This is a genomic window from Paragemmobacter straminiformis, from assembly GCF_014243445.1.
GTDB lineage: Bacteria > Pseudomonadota > Alphaproteobacteria > Rhodobacterales > Rhodobacteraceae > Paragemmobacter > Paragemmobacter straminiformis.
Map to the genome: position 1 here is coordinate 919,454 of NZ_JACLQD010000002.1, position 23,969 is coordinate 943,422.

The 23,969-nt window shown below is 65.9% G+C and carries 23 protein-coding genes; 6 read left to right on the forward strand and 17 right to left on the reverse strand.

Annotated features, from left to right (window positions below; translation table 11 throughout):
• Nucleotides 1-175: 175 nt before the first annotated feature.
• Together acnA and H7F16_RS19890 are read left to right on the forward strand one after the other, a co-directional pair.
• The gene (gene acnA, locus H7F16_RS10260) at nt 176-2,863 is read left to right on the forward strand and encodes an aconitate hydratase AcnA (protein ID WP_185797456.1); all 2,688 of its coding nucleotides are present in this window, start codon (nt 176-178) and stop codon (nt 2,861-2,863) included.
• A gap of 106 nt (nt 2,864-2,969) precedes the next feature.
• Nucleotides 2,970-3,098, forward strand: a complete 129-nt coding sequence (locus H7F16_RS19890) for a hypothetical protein (protein ID WP_277818367.1) — start codon at nt 2,970-2,972, stop codon at nt 3,096-3,098.
• A 7-nt stretch (nt 3,099-3,105) separates the two neighbouring features.
• Here the strand turns inward: H7F16_RS19890 and H7F16_RS10265 are convergent, their stop codons facing one another.
• From H7F16_RS10265 to yajC, 9 genes are all read right to left on the reverse strand, one after another.
• Nucleotides 3,106-3,654, reverse strand: coding sequence for a DsbE family thiol:disulfide interchange protein (locus H7F16_RS10265; protein WP_241741352.1), 549 nt, complete (start codon nt 3,652-3,654; stop codon nt 3,106-3,108).
• Nucleotides 3,647-3,808, reverse strand: a complete 162-nt coding sequence (gene ccmD, locus H7F16_RS10270; RefSeq protein ID WP_185797457.1) for a heme exporter protein CcmD — start codon at nt 3,806-3,808, stop codon at nt 3,647-3,649. Before ccmD ends, H7F16_RS10265 begins: the two co-directional genes overlap by 8 nt.
• A complete protein-coding gene (locus H7F16_RS10275; protein WP_185797458.1) occupies nt 3,805-4,533 on the reverse strand; it encodes a heme ABC transporter permease in 729 nt (242 codons plus the stop codon). The genes ccmD and H7F16_RS10275 overlap by 4 nt, the downstream gene beginning before the upstream one ends.
• 55 nt (nt 4,534-4,588) lie before the next feature.
• Nucleotides 4,589-5,245, reverse strand: coding sequence for a heme exporter protein CcmB (gene ccmB, locus H7F16_RS10280; RefSeq protein WP_185797459.1), 657 nt, complete (start codon nt 5,243-5,245; stop codon nt 4,589-4,591).
• Nucleotides 5,246-5,348: 103 nt separating this feature from the next.
• Entirely contained in the window at nt 5,349-5,969 is a 621-nt protein-coding gene (gene ccmA, locus H7F16_RS10285) for a heme ABC exporter ATP-binding protein CcmA (RefSeq protein WP_185797460.1), read from the reverse strand.
• Nucleotides 5,970-6,039: 70 nt separating this feature from the next.
• Nucleotides 6,040-6,402, reverse strand: coding sequence for an MTH938/NDUFAF3 family protein (locus H7F16_RS10290; RefSeq protein WP_185797461.1), 363 nt, complete (start codon nt 6,400-6,402; stop codon nt 6,040-6,042).
• A 12-nt stretch (nt 6,403-6,414) separates the two neighbouring features.
• Nucleotides 6,415-7,392 (reverse strand): protein translocase subunit SecF, encoded by a 978-nt coding sequence (gene secF / locus H7F16_RS10295; protein WP_185797462.1) that lies wholly within the window; start codon nt 7,390-7,392, stop codon nt 6,415-6,417.
• Between the two features lie 12 nt (nt 7,393-7,404).
• Nucleotides 7,405-9,075: a protein translocase subunit SecD gene (gene secD, locus H7F16_RS10300; RefSeq protein WP_185797463.1), complete on the reverse strand. Its 1,671-nt coding sequence runs from the start codon at nt 9,073-9,075 to the stop codon at nt 7,405-7,407.
• Nucleotides 9,076-9,100: 25 nt separating this feature from the next.
• A complete protein-coding gene (gene yajC / locus H7F16_RS10305; RefSeq protein ID WP_185797464.1) occupies nt 9,101-9,430 on the reverse strand; it encodes a preprotein translocase subunit YajC in 330 nt (109 codons plus the stop codon).
• A gap of 306 nt (nt 9,431-9,736) precedes the next feature.
• Between yajC and serS the strand changes: the two genes are divergently transcribed.
• Nucleotides 9,737-11,026, forward strand: coding sequence for a serine--tRNA ligase (gene serS / locus H7F16_RS10310; protein ID WP_185797465.1), 1,290 nt, complete (start codon nt 9,737-9,739; stop codon nt 11,024-11,026).
• A 48-nt stretch (nt 11,027-11,074) separates the two neighbouring features.
• On the forward strand, nt 11,075-11,776 hold the full coding sequence (locus tag H7F16_RS10315) for a hypothetical protein (RefSeq protein ID WP_185797466.1): 702 nt from the start codon (nt 11,075-11,077) through the stop codon (nt 11,774-11,776).
• Nucleotides 11,777-11,882: 106 nt separating this feature from the next.
• On the opposite strand, the gene der is transcribed toward H7F16_RS10315, so the two are convergent.
• The 3 genes from der to H7F16_RS10330 are packed head-to-tail and all read right to left on the reverse strand — an operon-like array spanning nt 11,883 to nt 15,487.
• Nucleotides 11,883-13,355, reverse strand: coding sequence for a ribosome biogenesis GTPase Der (der, locus tag H7F16_RS10320; RefSeq protein ID WP_185797467.1), 1,473 nt, complete (start codon nt 13,353-13,355; stop codon nt 11,883-11,885).
• A 47-nt stretch (nt 13,356-13,402) separates the two neighbouring features.
• Nucleotides 13,403-14,752 carry an outer membrane protein assembly factor BamB family protein gene (locus H7F16_RS10325; RefSeq protein ID WP_338401991.1) on the reverse strand — a complete coding sequence of 450 codons (1,350 nt, stop codon included), beginning with the start codon at nt 14,750-14,752 and terminating at the stop codon, nt 13,403-13,405.
• A gap of 51 nt (nt 14,753-14,803) precedes the next feature.
• Entirely contained in the window at nt 14,804-15,487 is a 684-nt protein-coding gene (locus tag H7F16_RS10330; protein WP_185797468.1) for a hypothetical protein, read from the reverse strand.
• 171 nt (nt 15,488-15,658) lie between these two features.
• Here H7F16_RS10330 and H7F16_RS10335 point away from each other — a divergent pair, with 171 nt between their 5' ends.
• A complete protein-coding gene (locus H7F16_RS10335) occupies nt 15,659-17,395 on the forward strand; it encodes a calcium-binding protein (protein WP_185797469.1) in 1,737 nt (578 codons plus the stop codon).
• Between the two features lie 12 nt (nt 17,396-17,407).
• Here H7F16_RS10335 and H7F16_RS10340 read toward each other — a convergent pair whose 3' ends face one another.
• Together H7F16_RS10340 and H7F16_RS19635 are read right to left on the reverse strand one after the other, a co-directional pair.
• Nucleotides 17,408-19,237, reverse strand: coding sequence for an ABCB family ABC transporter ATP-binding protein/permease (locus H7F16_RS10340; RefSeq protein WP_185797470.1), 1,830 nt, complete (start codon nt 19,235-19,237; stop codon nt 17,408-17,410).
• A gap of 103 nt (nt 19,238-19,340) precedes the next feature.
• Nucleotides 19,341-20,732 carry a LysM peptidoglycan-binding domain-containing protein gene (locus H7F16_RS19635; RefSeq protein ID WP_241741353.1) on the reverse strand — a complete coding sequence of 464 codons (1,392 nt, stop codon included), beginning with the start codon at nt 20,730-20,732 and terminating at the stop codon, nt 19,341-19,343.
• Nucleotides 20,733-20,839: 107 nt separating this feature from the next.
• Here H7F16_RS19635 and H7F16_RS10350 point away from each other — a divergent pair, with 107 nt between their 5' ends.
• Nucleotides 20,840-21,394, forward strand: a complete 555-nt coding sequence (locus tag H7F16_RS10350) for an LOG family protein (protein ID WP_185797471.1) — start codon at nt 20,840-20,842, stop codon at nt 21,392-21,394.
• Here the strand turns inward: H7F16_RS10350 and rarD are convergent.
• The 3 genes from rarD to H7F16_RS10365 all read right to left on the reverse strand — a co-directional run bounded on the left by rarD (nt 21,334) and on the right by H7F16_RS10365 (nt 23,682).
• Complete coding sequence (gene rarD / locus H7F16_RS10355; RefSeq protein WP_338401992.1) at nt 21,334-22,323, reverse strand: EamA family transporter RarD; 990 nt, start codon at nt 22,321-22,323, stop codon at nt 21,334-21,336. The genes H7F16_RS10350 and rarD overlap by 61 nt on opposite strands.
• Nucleotides 22,324-22,514: 191 nt before the next feature.
• The gene (locus H7F16_RS10360; RefSeq protein ID WP_185797472.1) at nt 22,515-23,117 is read right to left on the reverse strand and encodes a superoxide dismutase; all 603 of its coding nucleotides are present in this window, start codon (nt 23,115-23,117) and stop codon (nt 22,515-22,517) included.
• Between the two features lie 154 nt (nt 23,118-23,271).
• Nucleotides 23,272-23,682, reverse strand: a complete 411-nt coding sequence (locus H7F16_RS10365) for a hypothetical protein (RefSeq protein ID WP_185797473.1) — start codon at nt 23,680-23,682, stop codon at nt 23,272-23,274.
• Between the last annotated feature and the right edge of the window lie 287 nt (nt 23,683-23,969).

Genomic DNA, 23,969 nt, shown 5'->3' on the forward strand with positions numbered 1-23,969 from the left:
CAAGCCAAGCCATCCGCAGCGTGCAAATCCATGCGAAACGGGGGGCTTTATTTTTGGCATACAATTGCATACAAAGACCGCGACTCCCTTGCCAGACTGATGAATCACAGGCAAAGGGGCAGAAAATCGGCCCGCCAAAGGCCAGCGCACCGCAACCCAGCGTCAGGAGGCCCGCATGACCGTCACCGTCGGACACGACAGCGCCAAGACCCGCCAATCCCTTTCCGCAGGCGGCAAGACCGTCAGCTTCTACTCGATCCCCGCCGCCGAAGCGGCAGGCTTGGGCGAATTCTCGCGCCTTCCCGCCGCCCTCAAGGTGGTGCTGGAAAACATGCTCCGCTTCGAGGATGGCAAGACCGTCTCGGTCGATGACATCCGCGCCTTCGGCGACTGGGCAAAACTCGGCGGCAAGAACCCGCGCGAAATCGCCTACCGCCCCGCCCGCGTGCTGATGCAGGACTTCACCGGCGTTCCCGCCGTGGTGGACCTTGCGGCCATGCGCGACGGCATCCTCGGGCTGAAAGGCTCGGCCGCCAAGATCAACCCGCTCGTCCCCGTCGACCTCGTGATCGACCACTCGGTGATGATCGACGAATTCGGCACCCCCCGCGCCTTCAAAGCCAACGTTGACCGCGAATATGAGCGGAACATGGAACGCTACGTGTTCCTGAAATGGGGCCAGAAGGCATTCAACAACTTCCGCGTCGTTCCCCCCGGAACCGGCATCTGCCATCAGGTCAACCTCGAATACCTTGCCCAGACCGTCTGGACCGACAAAGACCAGCACGGGAATGAGGTGGCCTATCCCGACACCCTCGTCGGCACCGACAGCCACACCACCATGGTCAACGGCCTCGCCGTCCTCGGCTGGGGCGTGGGCGGCATCGAGGCCGAAGCCGCGATGCTCGGCCAGCCCGTCTCGATGCTCATCCCCGAAGTCGTCGGCTTCAAGCTGACGGGCGCGATGACCGAAGGCACCACCGCCACCGACCTCGTGCTGAAAGTGGTGCAAATGCTCCGCAAGCACGGCGTGGTGAACAAATTCGTCGAATTCTACGGCCCCGGCCTCGACCACCTGCCGCTCGCCGACCGCGCGACGATTGCCAACATGGCCCCCGAATACGGCGCCACCTGCGGCTTCTTCCCCATCGACGAGGAAACCATCCGCTACCTGCGCCAGACCGGCCGCGAGGAATCGCGCATCGCCCTCGTCGAAGCCTATGCCAAGGCCAACGGCATGTGGCGCGGCCCCGACTATGACCCCGTCTACACCTCGACGCTGCACCTCGACATGGGCGAGATCGTGCCCGCCATCTCCGGCCCCAAGCGCCCGCAGGACTATCTGCCGCTGACCGACGCGAAGGCTTCCTTCGCCAAGGAAATGGACGCCTCCTTCAAGCGCCCGATGGGCGTCGAAGTGGCGGTGAAGGGCGAGGATTACAAGCTTTCCTCGGGCAAGGTCGTGATCGCCTCGATCACCTCCTGCACCAACACCTCGAACCCCTACGTCCTCATCGGCGCGGGGCTCGTGGCACGCAAGGCCCGCGCATTGGGTCTGAACCGCAAGCCCTGGGTGAAAACCTCGCTCGCCCCCGGATCGCAGGTCGTGTCCGAATACCTCAACGCCGCTGGCCTGCAAGAAGACCTCGACGCCGTGGGCTTCAACCTCGTCGGCTACGGCTGCACCACCTGCATCGGCAACTCCGGCCCCTTGCAGCCCGAAATCTCGGCCGCCATCGCCGAGGGTGATCTCGTCGCAACCGCGGTCCTGTCGGGCAACCGCAACTTCGAAGGCCGCATCTCGCCCGACGTCCGCGCCAACTACCTTGCCAGCCCGCCGCTCGTGGTGGCCTATGCGCTCGCGGGCGACATGAACATCGACCTGACGACCGAACCGCTCGGCACGGGCAAGGACGGCCAGCCCGTCTATCTGAAAGACATCTGGCCCACCAACAAGGAAATCGCCGACCTCGTCCACGCCACCGTGACGCGCGAAGCCTTCCTCAAGAAATACGCCGATGTCTTCAAGGGCGACGAAAAGTGGCAGGCGGTCGAGATCACCGAGGCCGAAACCTACGACTGGCCCGCGTCCTCGACCTACATCCAGAACCCGCCCTATTTCCGCGGCATGGCCAAGACCCCGGGCACGATCAAGAACATCGAAAGCGCCCGCATCCTTGCCCTTCTGGGTGACATGATCACCACCGACCACATCTCGCCCGCAGGCTCGTTCAAGGCCAGCACCCCCGCCGGTCAATACCTGACCGAACGGCAGGTGCCCGTGTCCGAGTTCAACTCCTACGGCGCGCGCCGTGGCAACCACGAAGTCATGATGCGCGGCACCTTCGCCAACATCCGCATCAAGAACGAGATGCTCGACGGCGTCGAGGGCGGCTACACCAAAGGCCCCGACGGCAAGCAAACCTCGATCTTCGACGCCTCGATGGCCTATCAGGCCAACGGCACCCCCTTGGTGATCTTCGGCGGCATCGAATACGGCGCGGGCTCCTCGCGTGACTGGGCCGCCAAAGGCACCGCCCTTCTCGGGGTCAAGGCCGTGATCGCGGAATCCTTCGAACGCATCCACCGCTCGAACCTTGTCGGCATGGGCGTGATCCCCTTCGAATTCACCGGCGGCGACACGCGCAAATCGCTGGGGCTCAAGGGCGACGAAACCGTCTCGATCTCGGGCCTCGAAGGCGATCTCAAACCGCTCTCGCTGATCCCCTGCACGATCACCTATGCAGATGGCACCGTCAAAACCATCCAGATCAAGTGCCGCATCGATACGGAAATCGAGATCGAATATGTCGAACACGGCGGCGTCTTGCATTACGTGCTGCGCGACCTCGCCGCATCCTGAACCGGAAACCCATTGTTTCCAAGAAAGAGGCCCGGATTTCCGGGCCTCTTTGCTATGATGTCCATGGAATTCGATGCCGCGCCCGTCGGGCACAAACGGATATTTCATGACGCAGGCCGCCACACCCAGCCGCTTCGGCACCGAACGCACGCAGGCAGCCACGCTGCCCGCCCTGCCGTGGGGCGAAGGCTTCCTTGCCCTGACCGTCCTGTTCCTGATCCTCGCGGCGCTCTGACAGCGCCTCAGCCGCCCGTCTTTTCCTCGGCCAGCGCCTCGGCCAGCGCAGGAACGAAGCGCGTCTCGTAATCCGTTCCGACCAATGGCCCGATGAAGCGGAAAGCCACGGTGCCATCGCCCTTGACGATAAAGGTCTCCGGCGGCGCGGTGACACCCCAGTCCACCACCGTCGTCCCCTTCGGATCAAACCCCAACCCGATAAAGGGGTTCCCCTCCTCGGCCAGATAGGCCGCCGCCTTCTCCGCATCGTCGCGCATGTTGATGCCCGCCACCCGCACGCCATCCGCCGCCATCTTCGTCAGAACCGGATGCTCGGCACGGCAGGGCGGACACCAGCTCGCCCAGAAATTCACCACCGTCACCTTGCCCGTCCGCAGATCGGCATCCTTCAGCAGCGCAAAACCCTCAAGCCCCGCCGAAGGCACCGCCGGAGCCTCGCGCCCGACAAAGGTCGAGGGCAATTCCGTCGGGTTCTCCCGATACATGCCTCCGTAGAACAGGCCCGCCACCGCCACGAACAGAACGGGCGGAACCGCCATCAACCACCTAGCCATCCGTTTTCCCCTGCCGCGCCTCGACCTCGGCCAGAGCCCGCCTCACCCGCGCGCCCTGCCAGACCGACAGCACCACGATTCCCAGAACCAGCAGCACCGACACCCCGTACGAGGCCAGCACCGCAAAAGCGTATTTCCCCAAATCGGGCATCATGCCATCCGCTCCCGCGCCAGCAGCGCCGACAAGCGCCGCGCCCGTATCTCGGTCCGCGTCCGCACCAGCACCAGCGTCAGGAACAGCAGCACGAAACCCGCGATGCAGACGACCAGCGGCACCCAGAACACATCCGCGACGTTTTCCTTCTTGTCGAGGCTCAGCGACGCCCCCTGATGCAGCCCCTGGTTCCAGAACAGCACCGCATAGCGCGACAACAGCGCAAAGACCGACCCGACAAGACACAGCACCGCCGTCAGGTCGGCCGCCGTATCGGGGTCCTCGACCGCTTGCCACAGGGCGATATAGCCCAGATAGAACAGCGTCAGGATCAGGAAACTCGTCAAACGCGGGTCCCAGGCCCACCAGGTTCCCCACATCGGCTGCCCCCAGAAAGCCCCCGTGACCAGTGCGATGACGGTAAAGGTCAGCCCCACAGGGGCCGCGGCCTTGGCTGCCAGCGCACTCACATGATGCCGCCGCACCAGCCAGATCAGGCTGGTGACCAGCATCATCCCCCACGCGTTGATCGCCATCATGGCGCTCGGCACATGCAGGTAGATGATCTTCACCGTCGAACCCTGCCGGTAGTCATCGGGCGTCAGGAAGAATCCCCAGACCAGCCCCGCCACGATGCACAGCGCCGACAGACCCGCGACCCAGGGCAGCACAAGGCCCGAGGTCTGCATGAACTTCTTCGGATTGGCATATTCCCAGATCGACATGGTTCCCCGCTTAAAACCTCTCTCCCGCCGCCGCAACTCACCTGTCCGTCAAGTCTCAGCGCAAATTGACGCGCAGCGCCGCCGCACTGGCAAAGGGCAGCAGCGCCGCGGCCCCCAGCGTGATCCCCGCCAGCAGCAGCACAGGTGTCCCCACCGTCAGGCCCGCCGCCCCGCGCTTGACGACCTCGGCCCCGAAAATCAGCGTCGGCACGTAAAGCGGCAGAACAAGCAGGCTCAGCAACAGCCCGCCCCGCTTCACCCCCACGGTCAGCGCCGCGCCAAAGGCGCCGATCACCGACAGCGCGGGCGTCCCGAGGGCCAGCGACAGCACCAGCCAGCCGTAGCCCTGCACCGGAAGGTTCAACAGCACACCAAGGACAGGCGACACCAGCACCAGCGGCACCCCCGTCACCAGCCAGTGCGCCAGCGACTTCACCGCGACGACGCCTTCCAGCGGCATGGGCGATGTCGCCAGCAGGTCCAGCGAGCCATCCTCGAAATCCAGCGCGAATATCCGGTCAAGGCTCAGCAGGCAGGCCAGCAGCGCCCCCACCCACAGGATGCCCGGCGCAATCCTGGCCAGCACCGCACCCTCGGGCCCCACGCCCAAAGGCACCAGCACCGCCACCAGCAGAAAGAACGCCAGTCCAAGGCCAAAGCCCCCGCCCGCCCGCACCGCAAGCCGCAGATCCCGCGTCAGAAGCCGGAACATGCCCCGGCCCCCTTCCTCTTGCGCGAAATATCCTCGGGGGGGGGCGCGCCACAGGCGCGTCGGGGGGCAGACAGCCCCCCTGCGACCGGAACCACAGGCGCCCTCATCCGAAAGCCTCGTCGAATGCGCCCGTCCCTGCCGCGGCCCTCGCCTTGAAGGCTGACAGATCCAGCACAACCGCCTCGCCCAGCCCCAGATCGACATGCGTGGCGATCAATGCAGCGCCCCCTCCCGCAAGATGACCGCGCACCACGCCCGCAAAAAGTGCGACCGAGGCCACATCCAGCGATACAGTGGGTTCGTCCAGCAGCCAGACCGGCCGTCCCGTCACCAAAAGCCGCGCCAATCCCAGACGCCGCTTCTGCCCCGCCGACAGATGCGCCCCCCGCCGGTTCCGCAGGCCGACAAGGTCCATCGCTTCAAGCGCCGCTCCGATCCCGCGCGTGCCATGCACCGCCGCCCAGAATTCGAGGTTCTCCGCCACCGTCAGCACCGCCTTGATGCCATCGGCATGGGCCGCATAGGCCATCGCCTCGGGCGGCACCGACACCGCGCCCGCCACCGCAGGCTGCAAACCTGCCAGCGTGCGCAGAAGCGTGGTCTTTCCCGCCCCGTTCGGCCCGCGCAGGATCAGCGCCTGCCCCGCAGCGACGCCAAAGGTCATCCCCTCCAGCACCGTCACTCCGCCCCGTGCCACGGCCAGATCCGAAACGCTCAGCAGCACGACCAAATTCCTTGCAAGGAATTTGCAAATGTCTGCACAGACATTTGCGCAAGCCCCGTCACAAGACCCGTCACGGGCCGCCCACGGGCAAAAGCGCCGCGGCGATCCGCCGTCCTTCGCCCAGAAGCACGTTATAGGTCCGGCATGCGGCGGGCGAGGCCATGGCCTCCACCCCGATCCCCGCGGCCTCGAGCGCATCGACGAACCCCTTCGGCGCATGGGCGATCTCGCCCCCCATACCCAGCAGCAGCACGTCGATCCGCCCCGCAAGCGTCAACACCGTGGCGCTGTCCCCAAGCCCGCCCCAAAGCCCCGCATCCCACGGGGTAATCAGGCAGGCCCCGCGCAGCACATGGCCACCCACGCGAAAGAACCCGGGGCCATAGCCCTCGACAGGTTGGGCCGTGCCGTAACTGATCTCGGTCAGCCGCACGTCCCTGCCCCCTTACGCATCGATATTGGCGAACTGGTCGGGCGTTCCGGTCTTCTTGGCTTTCTCGCTCCGGTCCAGCCCGATCATCAGCACGATGTTCTTGGCCACATAGACCGAGGAATAGGTGCCGAACAGCACCCCGATAAAGATCGCCAGCGAAAAGCCCCGCAGAACGTCGCCACCGAACACCAGCATCGCCCCCACCGCGATCAGCGTGGTGACCGAGGTCATCAGCGTCCGCGCCAGTGTCTCGTTCACCGAAAGGTTCATCACGTCGCGCAGCGGCATGGTCTTGTACTTCTGCAAGTTTTCCCGAAGCCGGTCGAACACCACCACCGTATCGTTGATCGAATAGCCCAGAATGGTCAGCAGCGCCGCGACGATGGTCAGGTCGAACTTGATCTGGAACAGCGCAAAGATCCCGATGGTGATCAGCACGTCATGCAGCAGCGCCAGCACCGCGCCGACGCCGAACTGCCATTCGAAGCGCAGCCACATGTAGCCCATGATGAACAGGCTCGTGACCACCAGCGACAGGACCGAGGTATAGACCAGCTCGCCCGACACTTTCGGACCCACGGTCTCGACGCTGGGGAATTTCATGTCGGGGTCGATCGCCGCGCGCAGCACCTCTTCCACCTTGGCAATCTCTTCCGGCGTCACCGCCTGCTTCTCGTCGGTCGAGGCAAGGCGGATCATCGTGACATGCTGGGTATCGGTGAAATTCGGATCGAACACCTCGGTGATCGACACATCCCCCAACGGCAACCCCTCGAGCGCCGAGCGATAGGCACCCACATCCACCGCCACGGTCGATTCCGTCCGCAGGGTTGTGCCGCCCTTGAAGTCGATGCCGAAGTTCAACCCCATCACGGCCCACAGCACCACCGCCAGGGCCGAAAGGAACAGCGACCCGCCAAAGGTGATCCACTGCCAGCGGAAAAAGTCGAAATTCGTATTGTCGGGTGCAAGCTTGAAACGCCATGCCATGATGTTCTCTCCTTACACGACAAGCGTCTGCGGCTTGCGCCGGTTGAACCACATCGTCACGATCAGCCGCGTCACGTTGACGGCAGTAAAGACCGAGGTGATGATCCCGATGGCCAGCGTCACCGCAAAGCCCCGCACGGGGCCAGAGCCAAGCGTGAACAGAACCCCCGCCGTGATCAGCGTCGTCACGTTGGCGTCGATGATCGCCGACAGCGCCCGCTCGAAGCCCAGTTCGATGGCGCGCGCCGCGGTCTTGGCCCCCGCCCGCAATTCGTCGCGGATACGCTCGTAGATCAGCACGTTCGCATCCACCGCCATGCCGATGGTCAGCACGAGCCCCGCGATACCGGGCAGGGTCAGCGTCGCCCCGATCAGCGACATCACCCCGAAGATCAGCGCCATGTTGATTGCCAGCGCCACCACGGCAAAGACACCGAACAGCCCGTATGACGCGATCATCAGCAAACTCACCGCCACCGCCGCGATCACCGTGGCCGAACGGCCTGCGTTGATCGAATCCTGCCCCAGTTCCGGCCCGATGGTCCGTTCCTCAAGGAAATTCATCGTCGCAGGCAGCGCCCCCGCCGACAGAAGCACCGCCAGACGGTTGGCCTCCTCGACGGTGAAATTGCCGGTGATGATCCCCGACCCGCCCGCGATATGGCTCTGGATGACGGGGGCCGAAATCACCTTGCCGTCCAGCACGATGGCAAAGGGCGAGCCGATGTTCGCCGCCGTGTAATCGCCAAAGCGCCGCGCGCCCGACACGTCGAACTTGAAGGCCACCGCAGGCCGGCCGTTCTGGTCGAAATCGCCCTTGGCATTGGTCAGGTCCTCGCCCGAAACGACCGGCGCTTCCTCGACCGTGTACCACACGTCCTTTTCATCCAGCGACGGCAACGAGACATTGCCCGCCCCCGGCGCCTTGTCCTCGGCGGACCCGCGCCGCACGACGGGGTTGAAGGTCAGCTTCGCGGTCGTGCCGATCAGCTGCTTCAACTCGGTCGCCGACCCGATTCCCGGCACCTGGATCAAAATCCGGTCCTGCCCCTCGCGCTGGATCGTCGGTTCGCGCGTTCCTGCCTGATCGACCCGCGTGCGGATGATCTCGAGCGATTGTTGCAGCGTGCGCTGGTCCGTCGCACTGCGTTCGGCTTCCGACAGGGTCACGATCAGCGTCGCCCCCTCGGCCGTCACATCCAGATCGGTCTGCCCCACACCCGACAGGGTGGTAACCGGCGTGGCAAGGGCCTTCACCGCCTCGACCGCCGCCGCCATACCTTCCGGCTTGGTGATCTCGACCCGCAGCATTCCCGCATCCTGCGAAGGCTGGCGGCGGATGCTGCCCACCTCGTCACGCTTGTCGCGCAGGGCGTCGCGCACTTCCGGCCAAAGCCCGTCCATCCGCGCCTTGTAGACGTCGGCGACCTGCACTTCTGCCAGCAGATGCGCCCCGCCCCGCAAATCGAGGCCAAGGTTCACCAGCCCATGCGGCAGATACGACGGCCAGGCGTCGATGGCCGCCTGCTGTTCGGTCGTGGCGAAGCCGCTTTTCAGCACCGCATCCTCGGCATCGTTGCGGGCCTCGACCTGCGCATAGAACAGGTTCGGCATCGCCAATGCGAATCCGAGGGCAACAACCGCCCAGACCAGGATTTTCTTCCAAAGCGGCGCGTGAAGCATGGGTAAGTTCCGGATAAGTTACGGATCAGGCCGAGGCCGGCTCGGTCTTGTTCATCACCTGCGTGATGGTCTGGCGCACGACCTTGACCTTGACGCCATCGGCAATCTCGACTTCGACCATGCCGTCGTCACCGACCTTGACCACCTTGCCGACGATCCCGCCGGCGGTCACGACCTGATCGCCACGGCGCAGCGCCTCGACCATCGCGCGGTGTTCCTTGACCTTCTTCTGCTGCGGACGGATCAGCAGAAAATACATGATCGCGAAAATCAGCACCAGCGGCACGAACGAGGCAAAGGCGCTGCCTGCTCCGGCGGCACCGGCGGCTTGGGCGAAGGCGGGGGTTGCGAACATCGGCTGTCCTCTCAAATCTCTCGGGGCAACGGGGAACCCCCGCCGCGATTGGCGCGCACCCTAGTCGGCAGGGCTTGGGAAGGCAAGGCACGCAAGGCACCCTCCCGCCGCATCGCTGCGGCGCGGCCCGCCCCCGATATAGCCATGAATTTCCGCAGTCCAAGCCTTCGGGCAGCCGCCTTTTTCCTGCCGCGCTGACGCAAGCGTGATCCGCGCCACGCCTCGCCCACACGCGCGCCGCCCCCCTTCCCCTTTCCGGCCGGTTCGGGCATATCGGACCCACGTTTTTCGAACCCGAGGTGACCCATGCACGACATCCGCGCCATCCGCGAGAACCCCGCCGCCTTCGATGCGGCCCTCTCGCGCCGGGGTCTGCCTGCGGCTTCGCCCGAAATCCTGCGCCTCGACGAATCCCGCCGTGCGAAAATCCTCGCCGCCGAAACCGCTCAGGCCGACCAGAACCGCGCCAGCAAAGAGGTGGGCGCCGCCAAGGCACGCGGGGATGATGCCGAATTCGAACGCCTCCGCGCCCTCGTGGCCGAGAAGAAGGCCGAAGTCGCCCGCCTTCAGGCCGAGGCCGCCGAACAGGATGCCGCCCTGCGCGACCTTCTCTTCACCATCCCCAACCTGCCCCATGCCGATGCCCCGACGGGACGCGACGAAGACGACAACGTCGAACTCCGCCGCTGGGGCACGCCCCGCACCTTCGACTTCACCCCCGTCGAACATTTCGACATCGCGGGCGTCAAACTGGGCATGGATTTCGAGACCGCCGCCAAACTCTCCGGCGCGCGTTTCGTCGTGCTGAAGGGGGCTGTCATCCGCCTGCACCGTGCGCTGGCGCAATTCATGCTCGACACCCACATCACCGAACACGGCCTGACCGAGATGTGGACCCCCGTCCTCGTCAAGGACGAGGCGATGTATGGCACCAACCAACTCCCCAAATTCGCCGAAGACAGCTACCAGACCACCAATGGCTGGTGGCTGATCCCCACATCCGAAGTCACCCTCACGAACTCGGTCGCGGGCGACATCCTCGACGAAAGCGCCCTGCCCATCCGCATGACCGCCCATACCCAATGCTTCCGCTCCGAGGCGGGTTCGGCGGGCAAGGACACCACGGGCATGCTGCGCCAGCACCAGTTCGAAAAGGTCGAGATGGTCTCGATCACCACCCCCGAAACCAGCATGGCCGAACACGAACGCATGACAGCCTGCGCCGAGGCGATCCTTGAAAAGCTCGGCCTGCCCTATCGCACCATCGTGCTTTGCACCGGCGACATGGGCTTTGGCGCACAAAAGACCCATGACCTCGAAGTCTGGCTTCCGGGCCAGAACCGCTACCGTGAAATCTCCTCGGTCTCGGTCTGCGGTGACTTTCAGGCCCGCCGCATGAACGCCCGCTACCGCCCCGCAGGCGGCAAGCCCGAATTCGTGCATACGCTCAACGGCTCCGGCCTTGCCGTGGGGCGCTGCCTCATCGCGGTGCTCGAAAACGGCCAGCAGGCCGACGGCTCGGTCGACCTGCCCGCGGTCCTGCACCCCTACCTCGGCGGCAAGACGCGGATCGCCGCCGACGGCTCGCTGGCCTAAGGCAAGCGCGCGGGTGGTCCAACCCCGACCCGCCCGCGTATAACCTATATGAAAACACGCGCGCTCCTGCTGCTTCTTGTCACCCTCGCCTTCGGCGCGGCCCCTTTCCTCACGCCGCCCTTCCGCGGCTATGACCCCTCGATGTTCCCGGTACAGATCGCCCGCCCCTCGATCCAGCCCGCAGGCTTCGCCTTCGGCATCTGGAGCGTGATCTACCTCTGGCTTTTCGCCCATGCCGTCCTCGGCGTGGCGAAACACGGCCTCAGCCCCGCGTGGGACCGCCCGCGCCTTGCCCTCACGCTTGCGGTCGGCCTCGGCTCGGCATGGCTCTCCATCGCCCCCGTAGCCCCGATCGCCGCCACCGTGGTCATCTGGATCATGGCCGCCTCGGCGCTCGCGGCCTTTGTGCAGGCCGACACCGAAACCGACCGCTGGCTTCTCTCGGCCCCCATCGCCATCCTCGCAGGCTGGCTGTCCGCCGCCGCCGCCGTCTCGACCGGGGTCGTCCTTGCGGGCTACGGCGCGTTTGCCGACACGGCATCAGCCGCCACGATGATCGGCCTCGTCCTCGTCCTCGCCACGCTGATCCAGCGCAAAAAGCCACGAATGCCCGTCTATGGCCTGACGGTCATCTGGGCGCTTTTCGGGGTGACGGTGGTCAACTGGGGCGCCAACCCCACAGCAGCCGCGCTCGCAGCCTCGGGCATGGCGCTCATGGCCCTGACCCTCGCGACCTTGCGCCGCGCCTGAAACAGACAACGCGCGCAACCCCGCACCGCCGTCCCCTTCAGCCTTGTCGAAATACTCTTGGGGGGTCCGGGGGGCCAGCCCCCCGGCGCCTGCGCCGAAAGCGGCCTCAGTCCTTCTTCCACCCGCCCTCGGTGTGCTTGCGCAACCGGCTCGGCGTGTGGAACTTGCGGTCCTTGAACGGGTTCTTCGCGCTCTGGCTGCGGAACATGATCCGGATCGGCGTTCCGGGCATCTCGAAATGCTCGCGCAAACCGTTCACGAGATAGCGCTTGTAGCTGTCCGGCATCTCGTCGGGCCGCGAACACATGATGACAAATCCCGGCGGCCGCGCCTTCACCTGCGTCATGTAGCGCAGCTTGATCCGGTGCCCGCCCGGTGCCGGCGGCGGATGCGCCTCGGTCATGGCGCCCAGCCAGGAATTCAACCGCGCCGTGGTGATGCGCTTGTTCCAGATGTCATGCGCGCGCCGGATGGCATCGTGCAGCCGGTCAAGCCCGCGCCCCGTCTTGGCCGAAACCGTGATCAGCGGCGCACCACGCAGCTGCGGCAGCAACCGCTCGAACATCTCTTTCAGTTCGGCCAGCTTTTCCTGCTTCTCGTCTTCCAGATCCCACTTGTTCACCGCGACGACGACCGCTCGCCCCTCGGTCTCTGCATAATCCGCAATCCGCAGATCCTGCACCTCGAAAGGAATCTCCACATCCAGCAGCACGACGACGACCTCGGCAAAGCGCACGGCGCGCAGACCATCGGCCACCGACAGCTTTTCCAGCTTCTCGGTCACGCGCGCCTTCTTGCGCATCCCGGCGGTGTCGAAAATCCGGATCGGCGTGCCCTGCCATTCCGACCGCACCGAAATCGCATCCCGCGTGATCCCCGGCTCGGGGCCGGTAAGCAGACGGTCCTCGCCGATGATCTTGTTGATCAAGGTCGATTTTCCGGCATTGGGCCGCCCGATCACGGCAATCTGCAACGGCTTTTTCGCGGTCGGGCGATGCGCCGTCTCGTCGATCTCGTCCTCGCCCAGTTCCTCGGGCAGGTCGACCTCGGTCTCGGGGGTGTTCTCGGCCTCGCGCTCGGCGAATTCATCGACCAGGGGGCGCAGCAGACGGTAAAGATCGTCCATCCCCTCGCCATGTTCGGCCGACATCCGCACCGGCTCGCCCAGCCCAAGGCTCCAGGCCTCGATCGCGCCGCCATCACCGGCTGCGCCCTCGGCCTTGTTCACGCCAAGGATCACCCGCGCCGATTTCTTCCGCAGGATATCGGCAAAGACCTCGTCCGTCGGGGTCACGCCCATGCGCCCGTCGATCAGGAACAGGCAGATATCGGCCATTTCCACCGCGCGCTCGGTCAACCGCCGCATCCGGCCCTGAAGGCTGTCGTCGGTGACCTCTTCCAGCCCCGCCGTATCGATCACGGTAAAGCGCAGGTCGAACAGCCGCGCGTCGCCCTCGCGCAGGTCGCGGGTCACACCCGGCTGGTCATCGACCAAAGCCAGCTTGCGCCCGACCAGACGGTTGAACAACGTCGACTTGCCCACATTGGGCCGCCCGACAATGGCGAGAGTGAAGCTCATCTTCCAAGTCCTACTTCAGGAAGCAGCCCGCATACACGCCCCCGCGCTCAACGGAAAGCGTGAAGTTGCCCCCGCGCGCTGACGACGTACAGCGCCCCCCCCGCAAGGGCAGGCGCACTCGCGGCACCTCCGGGCACTTCCGCCCCGCCCACCAGCGCGCCATTCGTCGGATCGAACAGCCGAAGCTCCCCGTCGCCCGATGCAACGACAAGGCGTCCGCCCGCAAGCACGGGGCCGAAATGCGGCACGATGGCCTTGCGCTTCTTGGCCTTGCCCTTGATGAAATAGGGCATGTCCACAGCCCAGATTTCCGCGCCCGTCGCCGCGTCCATCCGCACCAGACGGTTTTCGTCATTCACCACAAAGACCGAACCGCCTACCACCAGCGGCGGGTTCAGCGCGCCTTCGGTCGCCGTCCAGATCCGGTCGCCGCTCGATGTATCGACCGCCGCCGTCCGGCCCGAGGCCGTGCCGACATAGGTGACATCTCCCTGCACCACGGCATCGCCGGTGATATCCGTCACACCCGCATAGGCGCGGCCCACGCGCTGCCCCGTCACGGGGGCCTGCCAGACCTGCACGCCGCTCTTCTTCAGCGCTGCCGTCAAACCGCCGCTGGCAAAGGGAAAGAGCACAAGGCTGTCGCTGACCGTAGGCCCTGCCGCGCCGACCATGCCGGTGATGCCCACGGGGCCCGCCACGGTCCACATCACGCGGCCGGTCTCGGCCTTGACGGCCCAGCCCGACCCGTCGCGCCCCACGGCATAGACCACGCCGCCTTCGATCGCAGGCGCGCCGGTCACGGGGCTTTCCAGCCGCTGCCGCCAGATCACCGCGCCGTCATCGGCCTTCAAGGCCACAAGCTCGCCATAACCCGTTGCCGCGTAAAGCACGCCGTCGGCAAAGGCGATGCCCCCGCCCGAAATGCCGCCGCCGCGGTCGAAGCCCGCCGTCAGGTCCGTTGCCCAAAGCACGGCACCCTGATCCGACGTCGCCTGAACCCGCGCTTCCGAATCCATCGTAAAGATGCGCCCGCCCGAAACCACAGGCGCTGCCGAAAGCCGGTTCTTGCGGCTGTCGCCGCGCCCGATGTTCACCGACCAGATGCGCTGCGGGCTGGCCGACAGGGTGCCATGCGGTCCCGAATGCCGCGCATTGCCGGCGCGATGCGTCCAGTCGGCATTTGCGACCGCCGCAGGCAGGCTGATCGGTTCGGCACGGTTCTCGACCCGATCCGCCGGCGCGACCGGCGCAGGCTGCCCCTCGACCGGAACCGAGGCTTCCAGATCGGCCCGCACGGGGAAGCGCTCGCCTTGCAGCACCAGTTCCCGCTCGCAGGCGCCAAGCGCCGTGACCAGCGCCAGCGCCGAGATCGTTCCGATTACCCTGTGCTTCACGCCACGGCTCCCATTGTCACGCCAGCCCCGCCGGATCGGCAAGGCACTGTCTCAGCCCGCGTCTGCCGGCGCTGCCGGCTGCGGTGCGGTCGAAGGCGCTACCTCGCCCCCGAGCGCCACAATCATCTGTTCCGCGCGCGACCGCAATCCGGCAGGCGCTTCCTGATCCTGCATCAGGGCCTGCAACGCGGCCACCGCCTCGTCCGTCTTGCCCTCTTCCAGCGTCAGATAGGCCAATTGCTCCAGCGCCAGCGTGCGGAAGGGCCGACCCGCCGCCGCAATCGGATCAAGCGCGGCGCGGCGTTCGGACACCGATGCTTCGGCCCCCAGCACCATAACGCGCCGCAGCACGGCCAGATCCCGGTAGCTCTGCGGCTGGCTTGCATCATCCGCCAGCGCCTGAAGCGCCTCGAGCGTCGCGGCGCGGTCGGTATCGGGATCCGACGCCAGCAAAAGCTGCAAGACGGCCTTCTGGTCGCCATCGGCCTTGATCGCGCCCAGCGCCGTGCGGCGCTCTTCCACGCCGCCCAGATCCAGCGCATCCAGCACCGCATCGCCAAAGACCTCGGCACGGCTTGCCGCGGCGGCCTTGCGCCATTCGTTGAAGGCCGCGCCGCCGACGATGAAGACCACGATCAGAACCCCGATCCAGCCGTATTTGCGGAACATCGCAAAAAGCCGGTCGCGGCGGACCTCTTCGGTCACCTCGTCGATGAAACTGTCGGGGTTGCTCACGGGCTTCTCCAGTCCTTTTGCCCCGTCTTACACGCAAGCGGGTTTCCTTGCCAAGCCCGCACCCCACCCCTGACGGCGACCTCCTGTCCAAAGTGAACCATCAAAGGGTCACAGTTTCACCATTTCCGCCGTATAGGTTGCAAACGTTCACGAGTTTCACGGGTGCCCGTCATGTTCGAATTCCTGTTCTGGCCGCTGCTCTTTGCAAGCGTTGCAGGCTACAGCCTTGTATCGAACGCGACGGATAGCACCGCCGATCCCGCCGATCCGTCCGACCCTCCGGGACCGGATGACGGCTATATCCCCACAAGCGACACCGCCGGCGTGAAAAGCGAAAGCGGCGATCCCGACGCGACCGCCCTCTACGATCCGGCCGACTATGGCACCGTGATCCGCGGCACCAGCGGCGACGACACCGAAACCGCCGCCGCCGATAGCCCCGACACCGCATGGATCCTGAATCAGGGCGACGACAGCCTGACAGGCTCGGCAAATGACGACTGGGCGCAAGGCGGCACCGGCAATGACACCCTGTCCATGTCGGGCGGAGATGACATCGCCTTCGGGGGCGAAGGCAACGACCAGCTTTCGGGCGACTCGGGCGATGATTTCCTTCATGGCGGGCTGGGCAATGACAGCCTCTCGGGCAGCAGCGGCGCCGACAGCCTGCACGGCGGCGCGGGCAATGACACGCTCGACGCGGGCACGGGCGACGATCTGGCCTATGGCGGCAGCGGCAACGACGTGCTGGGCGGCAGCGACGGCAACGACACCATGGGCGGCGGGCTTGGCAACGACGTGCTCGCAGGCGGAAACGGTGCCGACAGCCTCGCAGGCGACGCCGGGGCCGATTTCCTGCTCGGCGGGGCGGCAAACGATACGATCAACGCCGGCAGCGGCAATGACACGGCTCAGGGCGATGACGGGGCCGACCTGATCGGCGGCTTCGACGGCGATGACCGCATCCTTGGCGGCCTCGGCAACGACACGCTCTTCGGCGGCACGGGTGACGACGCCCTCGGCGGAGACGCGGGCAACGACAGCATCGACGGCGGCTCGGGCGAAGACACCGCCACCGGCGGCGATGGCGCGGACACGATCCTCGGCCTCGGCGGGTTGGACCTGCTCGACGGCGGCATCGGCAACGACCTGCTGTCCGGCGGCGAGGAGAATGACACCCTCCTCGGCGGCGCCGGAAACGACAGCATCGACGGCGGCGAAGGGGCCGACCTCGTCGATGCGGGCGACGACGCCGACAACGTCATTGCCGGCGGCGGGGCCGATACCGTGAACGGCGGCGCCGGAGACGACATCGCCAACGGCGGGGCGGGCAACGATCTCATGCTCGGCGGAGCGGGCAACGACTCGATCTATGCCGACGACGGCGACGATGCCCTGTCGGGCGATGGCACCCTCGACAGCCAGATTGGCGCTGCGGCCGGGAATGACGTCCTCGCAGGTCGCCTCGGCAACGACACCATCATCGGTGGCGGCGGGGCCGACCTCATCAACGGCGACGAAGGGGAAGACCTGCTCGCAGGCTACGCCCTCGACCGCACCGCCGCGGCGGGCGCGACCACGGCCGACGGGGCCGACACCCTTGTCGGCGGCGCGGGCAACGACACGATCCGTCTCGGAGAGGGCGACATTGCCACGGGCGGCACGGGCAATGACCTGTTCATCCTCGACGACGATCCCGCCGTCTCGGGCAATTCCGGCATCACCGACTGGCAGAGCGGCGATATCATCCGCATCGAATGGCAGGGCAGCACCGCCCCCGTCATCTCGACCCTGTCGAACCCGACGTCGAACCAGACCGCCATCCTGCTCGATGGCCAGCAGGTCTGCGTCGTCAACGGCACGTCAAGCCTGACATCCGCAGACTTCCAGCTGGTGAAAACAGGGTAAACGGCTGGCGGCTCACTCGGCCGCCAGCGTCTCTTCTTCCTCTTCCGCCGATTGCCGCGCCCACATCGCGGCATAGCGCCCGCCATTGGCCAGCAATTCGTCATGCGTCCCGCGCTCGACGATGATCCCTGCCTCCAGCACCACGATCATATCGGCATCCGCGATGGTCGAAAGCCGGTGCGCGATGGTAATCACCGTCCGCCCCTGCCCCATCTCGCGCAGACTGTCCTGAATGTCGCGCTCGGTCTGGGTATCTAGGGCACTGGTGGCCTCGTCCAGAATTAGGATGGGCGGGTTCTTCAGCAAGGTCCGCGCGATGCCGACACGCTGCTTCTCACCGCCCGACAGCTTCAAGCCGCGCTCGCCCACCTTGGTCTCGTAGCCCTCGGGCAGCGACACGATGAAATCGTGTATCTTCGCCGCCCGCGCCGCAGCCTCGATCTCGGCCTGCGAGGCCCCGTCGCGTCCGTAGGCGATGTTGTAGCGCACCGTGTCGTTGAACAGCACGGTATCCTGCGGCACCACCCCGATCTGCGAATGCAGGCTCGTCTGCGTCACCGACCGGATATCCTGCCCGTCGATCTTCACGGCCCCGCCGTCGATGTCGTAAAAGCGGAACAAAAGCCGCCCGATGGTCGACTTTCCCGACCCCGAAGGCCCGACCAGCGCCACGCGCTGCCCCGCCCCCACATTCAGCGTGATGCCCTTCAGGATCGGCCGCGTCGCCTCGTAGGCAAATTCCACCGCCTCGAAATCCACCGCCCCGCCCGTCACGACAAGGGGCTTGGCATCGGGCGCGTCCACCACCTCGGCGGGCTGCGACAAAAGCCCGAACATCTCGCCCATATCCACCAGCGCCTGCCGGATCTCGCGGTACACGGTGCCAAGAAAGTTCAAGGGCATGGTGATCTGGATCATATAGGCGTTGACCATGACGAAATCGCCCACGGTCAGCTTGCCCGCCTGCACGCCCTGCGCCGCCATCACCATCACGATCACCAACCCCGTGGTGATCAGAAAGGCCTGCCCCGCGTTCAGGAAAGACAGCGACTGCCCGGTCTTGACCGCCGCCGTCTCGTAGCGTTCCATCGCGTAATCATAGCGCGCGGCTTCTCGCGCCTCGGCGCTGAAATACTTGACCGTCTCATAGTTCAGCAGGCTGTCGATGGCCTTCTGGTTCGCGTCGGTGTCCTGCTCGTTCATCTCGCGGCGGATCTTCACCCGCCATTCGGTGACGCGAAAGGTGAACAGCACATAGATCGTGATCACCACGATCACAACGGCCGAATACTGCCACCCGAAGACGACCGCGAAAATCGCCGCCACCATGCCCAGTTCAAGGATCAGCGGCCCGATCGAGAAGATCATGAAGCGCAGCAGGAAATCGACGCCCTTCACCCCGCGTTCGATGATCCGGCTCAAGCCCCCCGTCTTGCGCGTGATGTGATAGCGCAAGGACAGCGCGTGGATATGCTCAAAGGTCTCCAGCGCCAGTTTGCGCAGCGCCCGCTGCCCGACGCGCACAAAGATCGCATCGCGCAATTCCTGAAACGCCGTATTGCCCAACCGCGCCAGCCCGTAGGCAATGGTCAAGCCCACCGCCGTCAGCCCGATCAGCGCCGCCCCCGTCGGCTTGTCGCCCGCCAGCGCATCGACCGCCTCCTTGTAAAGGAACGGGGTCGAGACCGAGACGATCTTGGCCAGCACCAGCATGACCAGCGAGATCACGACCCGCCGTTTCACCCACCCCTCGCCCTTGGGCCAAAGATAGGGCAACACGCGGCGGATCGTCTGCAATCCATTCGCGGGCTTTTCGTCGGTGGTGATCGTCATGCGGCGCATAGGCGGGGCTCCTCTTGGGCGCCCTACCTAAGCCTTTGCCCCTGTTTTGACCAGTGCGTCAAAGTCACAAGACGGACTGCCCTTTTGCACGCTGCGCGCGGGCCTAGGGTTTCGGAATGGTAAAGACCTGCCCCGGATAGATCAGGTTCGGGTCGCGGATCTGGGCCTTGTTCGCCTCGAAGACCTGAACATACATCACTCCTTCGCCCATCGTCTCGCGTGCGATGCGCCACAGGGTAAACCCGGGCTGAACCGTCACCGAAACCGGCCCCTCGGCAGTCGCCGCCGCAGACGCCCCGGCGCCCTCTGCTTCGCCCCCGGTGGCATCTGCCGCGGTGCCATCAGTCCCGGTGCCATTGGCCCCCGTGCCATCGGTTGCGGCACCATCCGCCGCAGGCTCCGCCGCTGCCGTGGCCGCCTCTGCCGCCGCAGCCAATGCCTCGACCGTCTCGCGCTTGAACGGGGTCTCGAAGCGGCTCGTCACGGTGCCCGATCCGTCCAACTGGTCGACCCGCAGGGTGTAGATCCCCGGCTCGATGCCGATCAGCGTCAACCCCCAGCTTCCCGCTGCATCGATCAACCCGTCACCGACCTGCCGGTTGTCCAGATAGACCCGCACCACCGATCCTCCCAGACCGCGACCGGCAAGCCGAACGTCGCCATCCGCCGTGTAGCTGATGCTGTCCACGGTCACGTTCGACGCCATATCAGGCAGCGACTCGGGCGATTGCAGCACCTTGGCCCCCTCTTCCGTCACCAGCAGCGCGGCAGGTGCGACCGGTTCTGCCGAAGCCGTGGCCGGAGCGGCCTCGCCCGAAGCCGCCTCACCCGAAGCCGCATCGCCTGTCGCGGCCTCGGCCACCTGCGGCGCGGGCGCCAGCGTCGGCGCGATGGCGACCGTCTGGGCCGAGGCCACCTCGGTCCCGTCGGCCAGACGCATCACCATCCCCAGCATGCGTGGCGCGGTGCTGGGGGCAAGGTTGAACATTGCGACGAACTTGCCCGCCCCGTCGGCGGGAACGGCGATGATCTCGGCACCATCGATCCGCAACGACACCTCGGCTCCCGAAGCGGCGCTTCCCGCCACCAGCGCGCTTCCGTCACGCTCGACCCTGACCAGCTCAAAGACAGGCGGCACAGGCGCGGCTGCAACATCGGTTGCGCCCCCCTCCGCTGCCGCATCATCCGTGCTTGCCCCGGGTGTCGCCTCGGGCTCCGGCGTTGCCTCCGGCTCTGGCGTCGCGGCAGGCTCCGGCGTCGCGGCAGGCTCGACACTCGGCGCGGGTTCGGGCGTGGCCACGGCCTCGGGCGTCGGCTCGGGCGCTTGCGTTGCCTCGGGCGCTGGCGTCGCCTCCGGCGCGGCTTCCGTCACCGCCGCCTCCTGCGGCGCGGGTCGCACCGACCACGCCCCCCACAGGATCGCCGCGACAACAGCCGCCACCCCTGCAACCGCACCGACACGTGCCCCGACCGACATCTCAGACCAAGCCGCCATAGAACCTTCCCCCGACCTCAAGCCCCCTGAACGGAGCCCTTCTTTCCTTTGTAGTCAAATCCCGATACCACGATCAAAGACAATTCCCGCCAAGGAAACCCGCGCCCATGTCCACGCTCCGCTCCGTCTGTGTCTTCTGCGGCTCACGTTCCGGTCAAGACCCCGCCTATGCCGCCGAAGCCCGCGCCCTCGGCACGGCCATCGCGGAAAACGGCTGGCGGCTGGTCTACGGGGCGGGCGACGTGGGCCTGATGGGCGAAACCGCCCGCGCCGCCCTCGCCGCGGGGGCAAAGACGATGGGCGTGATTCCCACCCACCTGCTCGGCCGCGAAAAGGGCAAGCGCGACCTTGCGCAATTCGTCATCACCGAGGACATGCACGAACGCAAGAAGGTCATGTTCATGAACTCCGACGCCATCGTCGTCCTGCCCGGCGGCGCGGGATCGCTCGACGAGTTCTTCGAGGTGCTGACATGGCGCCAGATCGGCCTGCACAGGAAGCCTATCTTCCTGCTCGACACCAACGGCTACTGGCGCCCGCTCACCGCGCTGATCGACCACATCATCGCGCAGGGCTTTGCCGAAGCGACGATGCGCGACTTCTACACCACCGTGCCCGATGCGCCGTCGCTCACCGCCGCACTCCGCGCCGCCCTGTCCTGACGCCAGCTTTCGAAACTATAGGCCGCCAGACCTGCCCAGATCATGCCAAAGGCGATCCGGTGCCAAAAGGTGAACGGCTCCGCGAACACGACCACCGCCGAAAGCATCTGCAAGGTCGGGTTCAGATATTGCACAAGGCCCAGCGTCGACAGCCGCACCCGCTTTGCCCCCCACGAGAACAGGATCAGCGGCCCGCCCGTGATCAACCCCGTGACGGGCAGCAGAAGGCTGATGCCCGCATCGCGTCCAAAGGCCCCGCCCTGCACCACTCCGGCCCATTGCATCGCCAAAAGGCCGATGGCAAAGGGCGCCATCAAGGCGACCTCGGCCGTGACCGAAACGACCGCAGGCGCGTCGAGGCGCTTTTTCAACAGCATGTAGGGCGCAAAGGAAAAGGCCAGTCCAAGCGCCACCCAGGGCGCGACCCCCAGCCCGTAGGTCAAAACCCCCACCGCCGCCGCCGCAAGGGCCACCGCAAGCCCCTGCCCAATGCTCAACCGCTCGCGCAGGACAACCACGCCCAGAACCACGGCGACCAGCGGAAAGATGTAATAGCCAAGGCTCGCTTCCAGCGCATAGCCCCCCTTCACCGCCCAGATGAAGAATCCCCAGTTGAACGACACGATCGCCGCCGCCAGCCAGACCCGCAGCCGATGCGGTCCGGCAATCAACGCAGGCACCGCCCGGAACCGCCCCTGCACCGCCAGCAGCAAACCGAAGAACAGCAGCGTCCACAGCGTGCGATGCGCCAGCATCTCCATCGGCGGCACATCGACAAGCCGGTAATAGATCGGCGCCAGCCCCCAGATCAGGCAGGCCGCCATGATCGCCACGATTCCCTTGCCCGCCTCGCCCACCGACTGCCCTCCCGCTGCGCGCTCCTCCTCGCACCCCTCGCAGGCCGCCGCAAGCCAAGGCACGACAAACACAAGGCCATTCCCGCCCCGCTCCCGCCCGCGCCACTCCCGCCCGCCCCGCTTCCTCTTGCCCCAAATATCCTCGGGTGGGTCCGGGAGGGCAGACAGCCCTCCCGGCGGCTGCAACCTCTCCCGCGCGCGCAGGAAAAAGCCCGCCGCAGTGTCCTGCGACGGGCCATGTTCCGTGTCGACCGATTGGCCGGTCAGAGCTTGGCTGCAACCGCTTCCCAGTTGACCAGTTTCTCGAGGAAGTTGGTCAGATAGGCGGGACGCTTGTTGCGGAAGTCGATGTAGTAGGAATGCTCCCAGACATCGCAGCCCAAAAGCGCGGTCTGGCCGAAGCAGAGCGGGTTGACCCCGTTCTCGGTCTTGGTCACTTTCAGCGACCCGTCCTTGTCCTTGACCAGCCAGGCCCAGCCCGAACCGAACTGGCCCGCACCGGCAGCGGCGAAATCTTCCTTGAACTTCGCGACCGACCCGAAGGCCTCGACCAGCGCCTTTTCCAGCGCGCCCGGAATCGCCTTGGCCTCGCCCGGACCCATCACTTCCCAGAACAGGTTGTGGTTCCAGTGCTGGCTGGCATTGTTGAAAATGCCGTTCTGTGCCACGGCCCCGGCCTGATAGGTGCCGCGCACGATATCCTCGAGCGACTTCGCTTCCCACTCGGTGCCCGCGATCAGCTTGTTGCCGTTGTCGACATAGGCCTTGTGGTGCAGGTCGTGGTGATATTCCAGCGTCTCGCGCGACATGCCGAGCGGTGCCAGAGCGTCATGGGAATAGGGCAGATCGGGAAGGGTGAAGGCCATTGGAAGTCTCCTGTTCGGCTGTGCGTTCGATTGAATGCAATAAGGGTGCAACCCGCGCCAAGGTCAACCCCAAGCGGCCCCTCGCGTTCCACGCAGGACCAGTATCGGTCCGGTATCGGGCCACCCGCAACGGCGCGGCACGCCCGCGCCCGCCTCAGTCCGCGACGCGCTTGCAGGCACCGCCCGCATCGAAGTTGTTGCCGTAGCCGCCGGGCAAAACCTTGATCCGCGCGGAAAGATCGGCCTTCACGATGGTCAGGCGGTACATCATCCGCACCCCTTGCTGGCTGTCGTCCTTGGTCAGGACATTCCATGACAGCGTGGTGCGCTTGGCATTGTCGGTCTCGACCTTGGCATCGATGGGCTGGCCGACCACGGCAAGGATGATGCCGTCATTGACCTTGGCGCTTCCCGCCGCCTCGTCATGCGCCACGACCACATTGGGCGGCACCCATCCCATATTCGCACCCAGTTGCTCGAGCGCGCAGTCATAGACCGCGGCCGAGGCGACCTGCGCCGGGAAAAGCGAGAGTGACAGCAGCGCCGCCAGAAATCCGAAACGCATCAGACCAATCCTGTTAAAAATAATTAAGCCCTTCAAAGACTGCCCGAAACCGCGGCGCGCGGTCAACCGGACCGCGCGCAAGGATTGGCACGAAGCCGATTTTTCTGCGAAAAATCCCGCAGCCTTCACAGGTCGCACCCGGCCCGAACCCTGTCGCGGGGGGCCGTCTGCCCCCCACGGCGCGTGCCGCGCCGCCCCCCGAGGATATTTATGCGGGTGTGAACAGGAAAAGGCCCGCCGCGGGCTTCACCGCGACGGGCCGGATTTTTCGCAGAAAAATCGCAGGC

Coding starts and splice junctions, on each gene's coding strand:
- acnA (WP_185797456.1), top strand. CDS start 176: ATGACCGTCACCGTCGGACACGACAGCGCCAAGACCCGCCAATCCCTT.
- H7F16_RS19890 (WP_277818367.1), top strand. CDS start 2,970: ATGACGCAGGCCGCCACACCCAGCCGCTTCGGCACCGAACGCACGCAG.
- H7F16_RS10265 (WP_241741352.1), bottom strand. CDS start 3,654: ATGGCTAGGTGGTTGATGGCGGTTCCGCCCGTTCTGTTCGTGGCGGTG.
- ccmD (WP_185797457.1), bottom strand. CDS start 3,808: ATGATGCCCGATTTGGGGAAATACGCTTTTGCGGTGCTGGCCTCGTAC.
- H7F16_RS10275 (WP_185797458.1), bottom strand. CDS start 4,533: ATGTCGATCTGGGAATATGCCAATCCGAAGAAGTTCATGCAGACCTCG.
- ccmB (WP_185797459.1), bottom strand. CDS start 5,245: ATGTTCCGGCTTCTGACGCGGGATCTGCGGCTTGCGGTGCGGGCGGGC.
- secF (WP_185797462.1), bottom strand. CDS start 7,392: ATGGCATGGCGTTTCAAGCTTGCACCCGACAATACGAATTTCGACTTT.
- secD (WP_185797463.1), bottom strand. CDS start 9,075: ATGCTTCACGCGCCGCTTTGGAAGAAAATCCTGGTCTGGGCGGTTGTT.
- yajC (WP_185797464.1), bottom strand. CDS start 9,430: ATGTTCGCAACCCCCGCCTTCGCCCAAGCCGCCGGTGCCGCCGGAGCA.
- serS (WP_185797465.1), top strand. CDS start 9,737: ATGCACGACATCCGCGCCATCCGCGAGAACCCCGCCGCCTTCGATGCG.
- H7F16_RS10315 (WP_185797466.1), top strand. CDS start 11,075: ATGAAAACACGCGCGCTCCTGCTGCTTCTTGTCACCCTCGCCTTCGGC.
- der (WP_185797467.1), bottom strand. CDS start 13,355: ATGAGCTTCACTCTCGCCATTGTCGGGCGGCCCAATGTGGGCAAGTCG.
- H7F16_RS10335 (WP_185797469.1), top strand. CDS start 15,659: ATGTTCGAATTCCTGTTCTGGCCGCTGCTCTTTGCAAGCGTTGCAGGC.
- H7F16_RS10340 (WP_185797470.1), bottom strand. CDS start 19,237: ATGCGCCGCATGACGATCACCACCGACGAAAAGCCCGCGAATGGATTG.
- H7F16_RS19635 (WP_241741353.1), bottom strand. CDS start 20,732: ATGGCGGCTTGGTCTGAGATGTCGGTCGGGGCACGTGTCGGTGCGGTT.
- H7F16_RS10350 (WP_185797471.1), top strand. CDS start 20,840: ATGTCCACGCTCCGCTCCGTCTGTGTCTTCTGCGGCTCACGTTCCGGT.
- H7F16_RS10360 (WP_185797472.1), bottom strand. CDS start 23,117: ATGGCCTTCACCCTTCCCGATCTGCCCTATTCCCATGACGCTCTGGCA.
- H7F16_RS10365 (WP_185797473.1), bottom strand. CDS start 23,682: ATGCGTTTCGGATTTCTGGCGGCGCTGCTGTCACTCTCGCTTTTCCCG.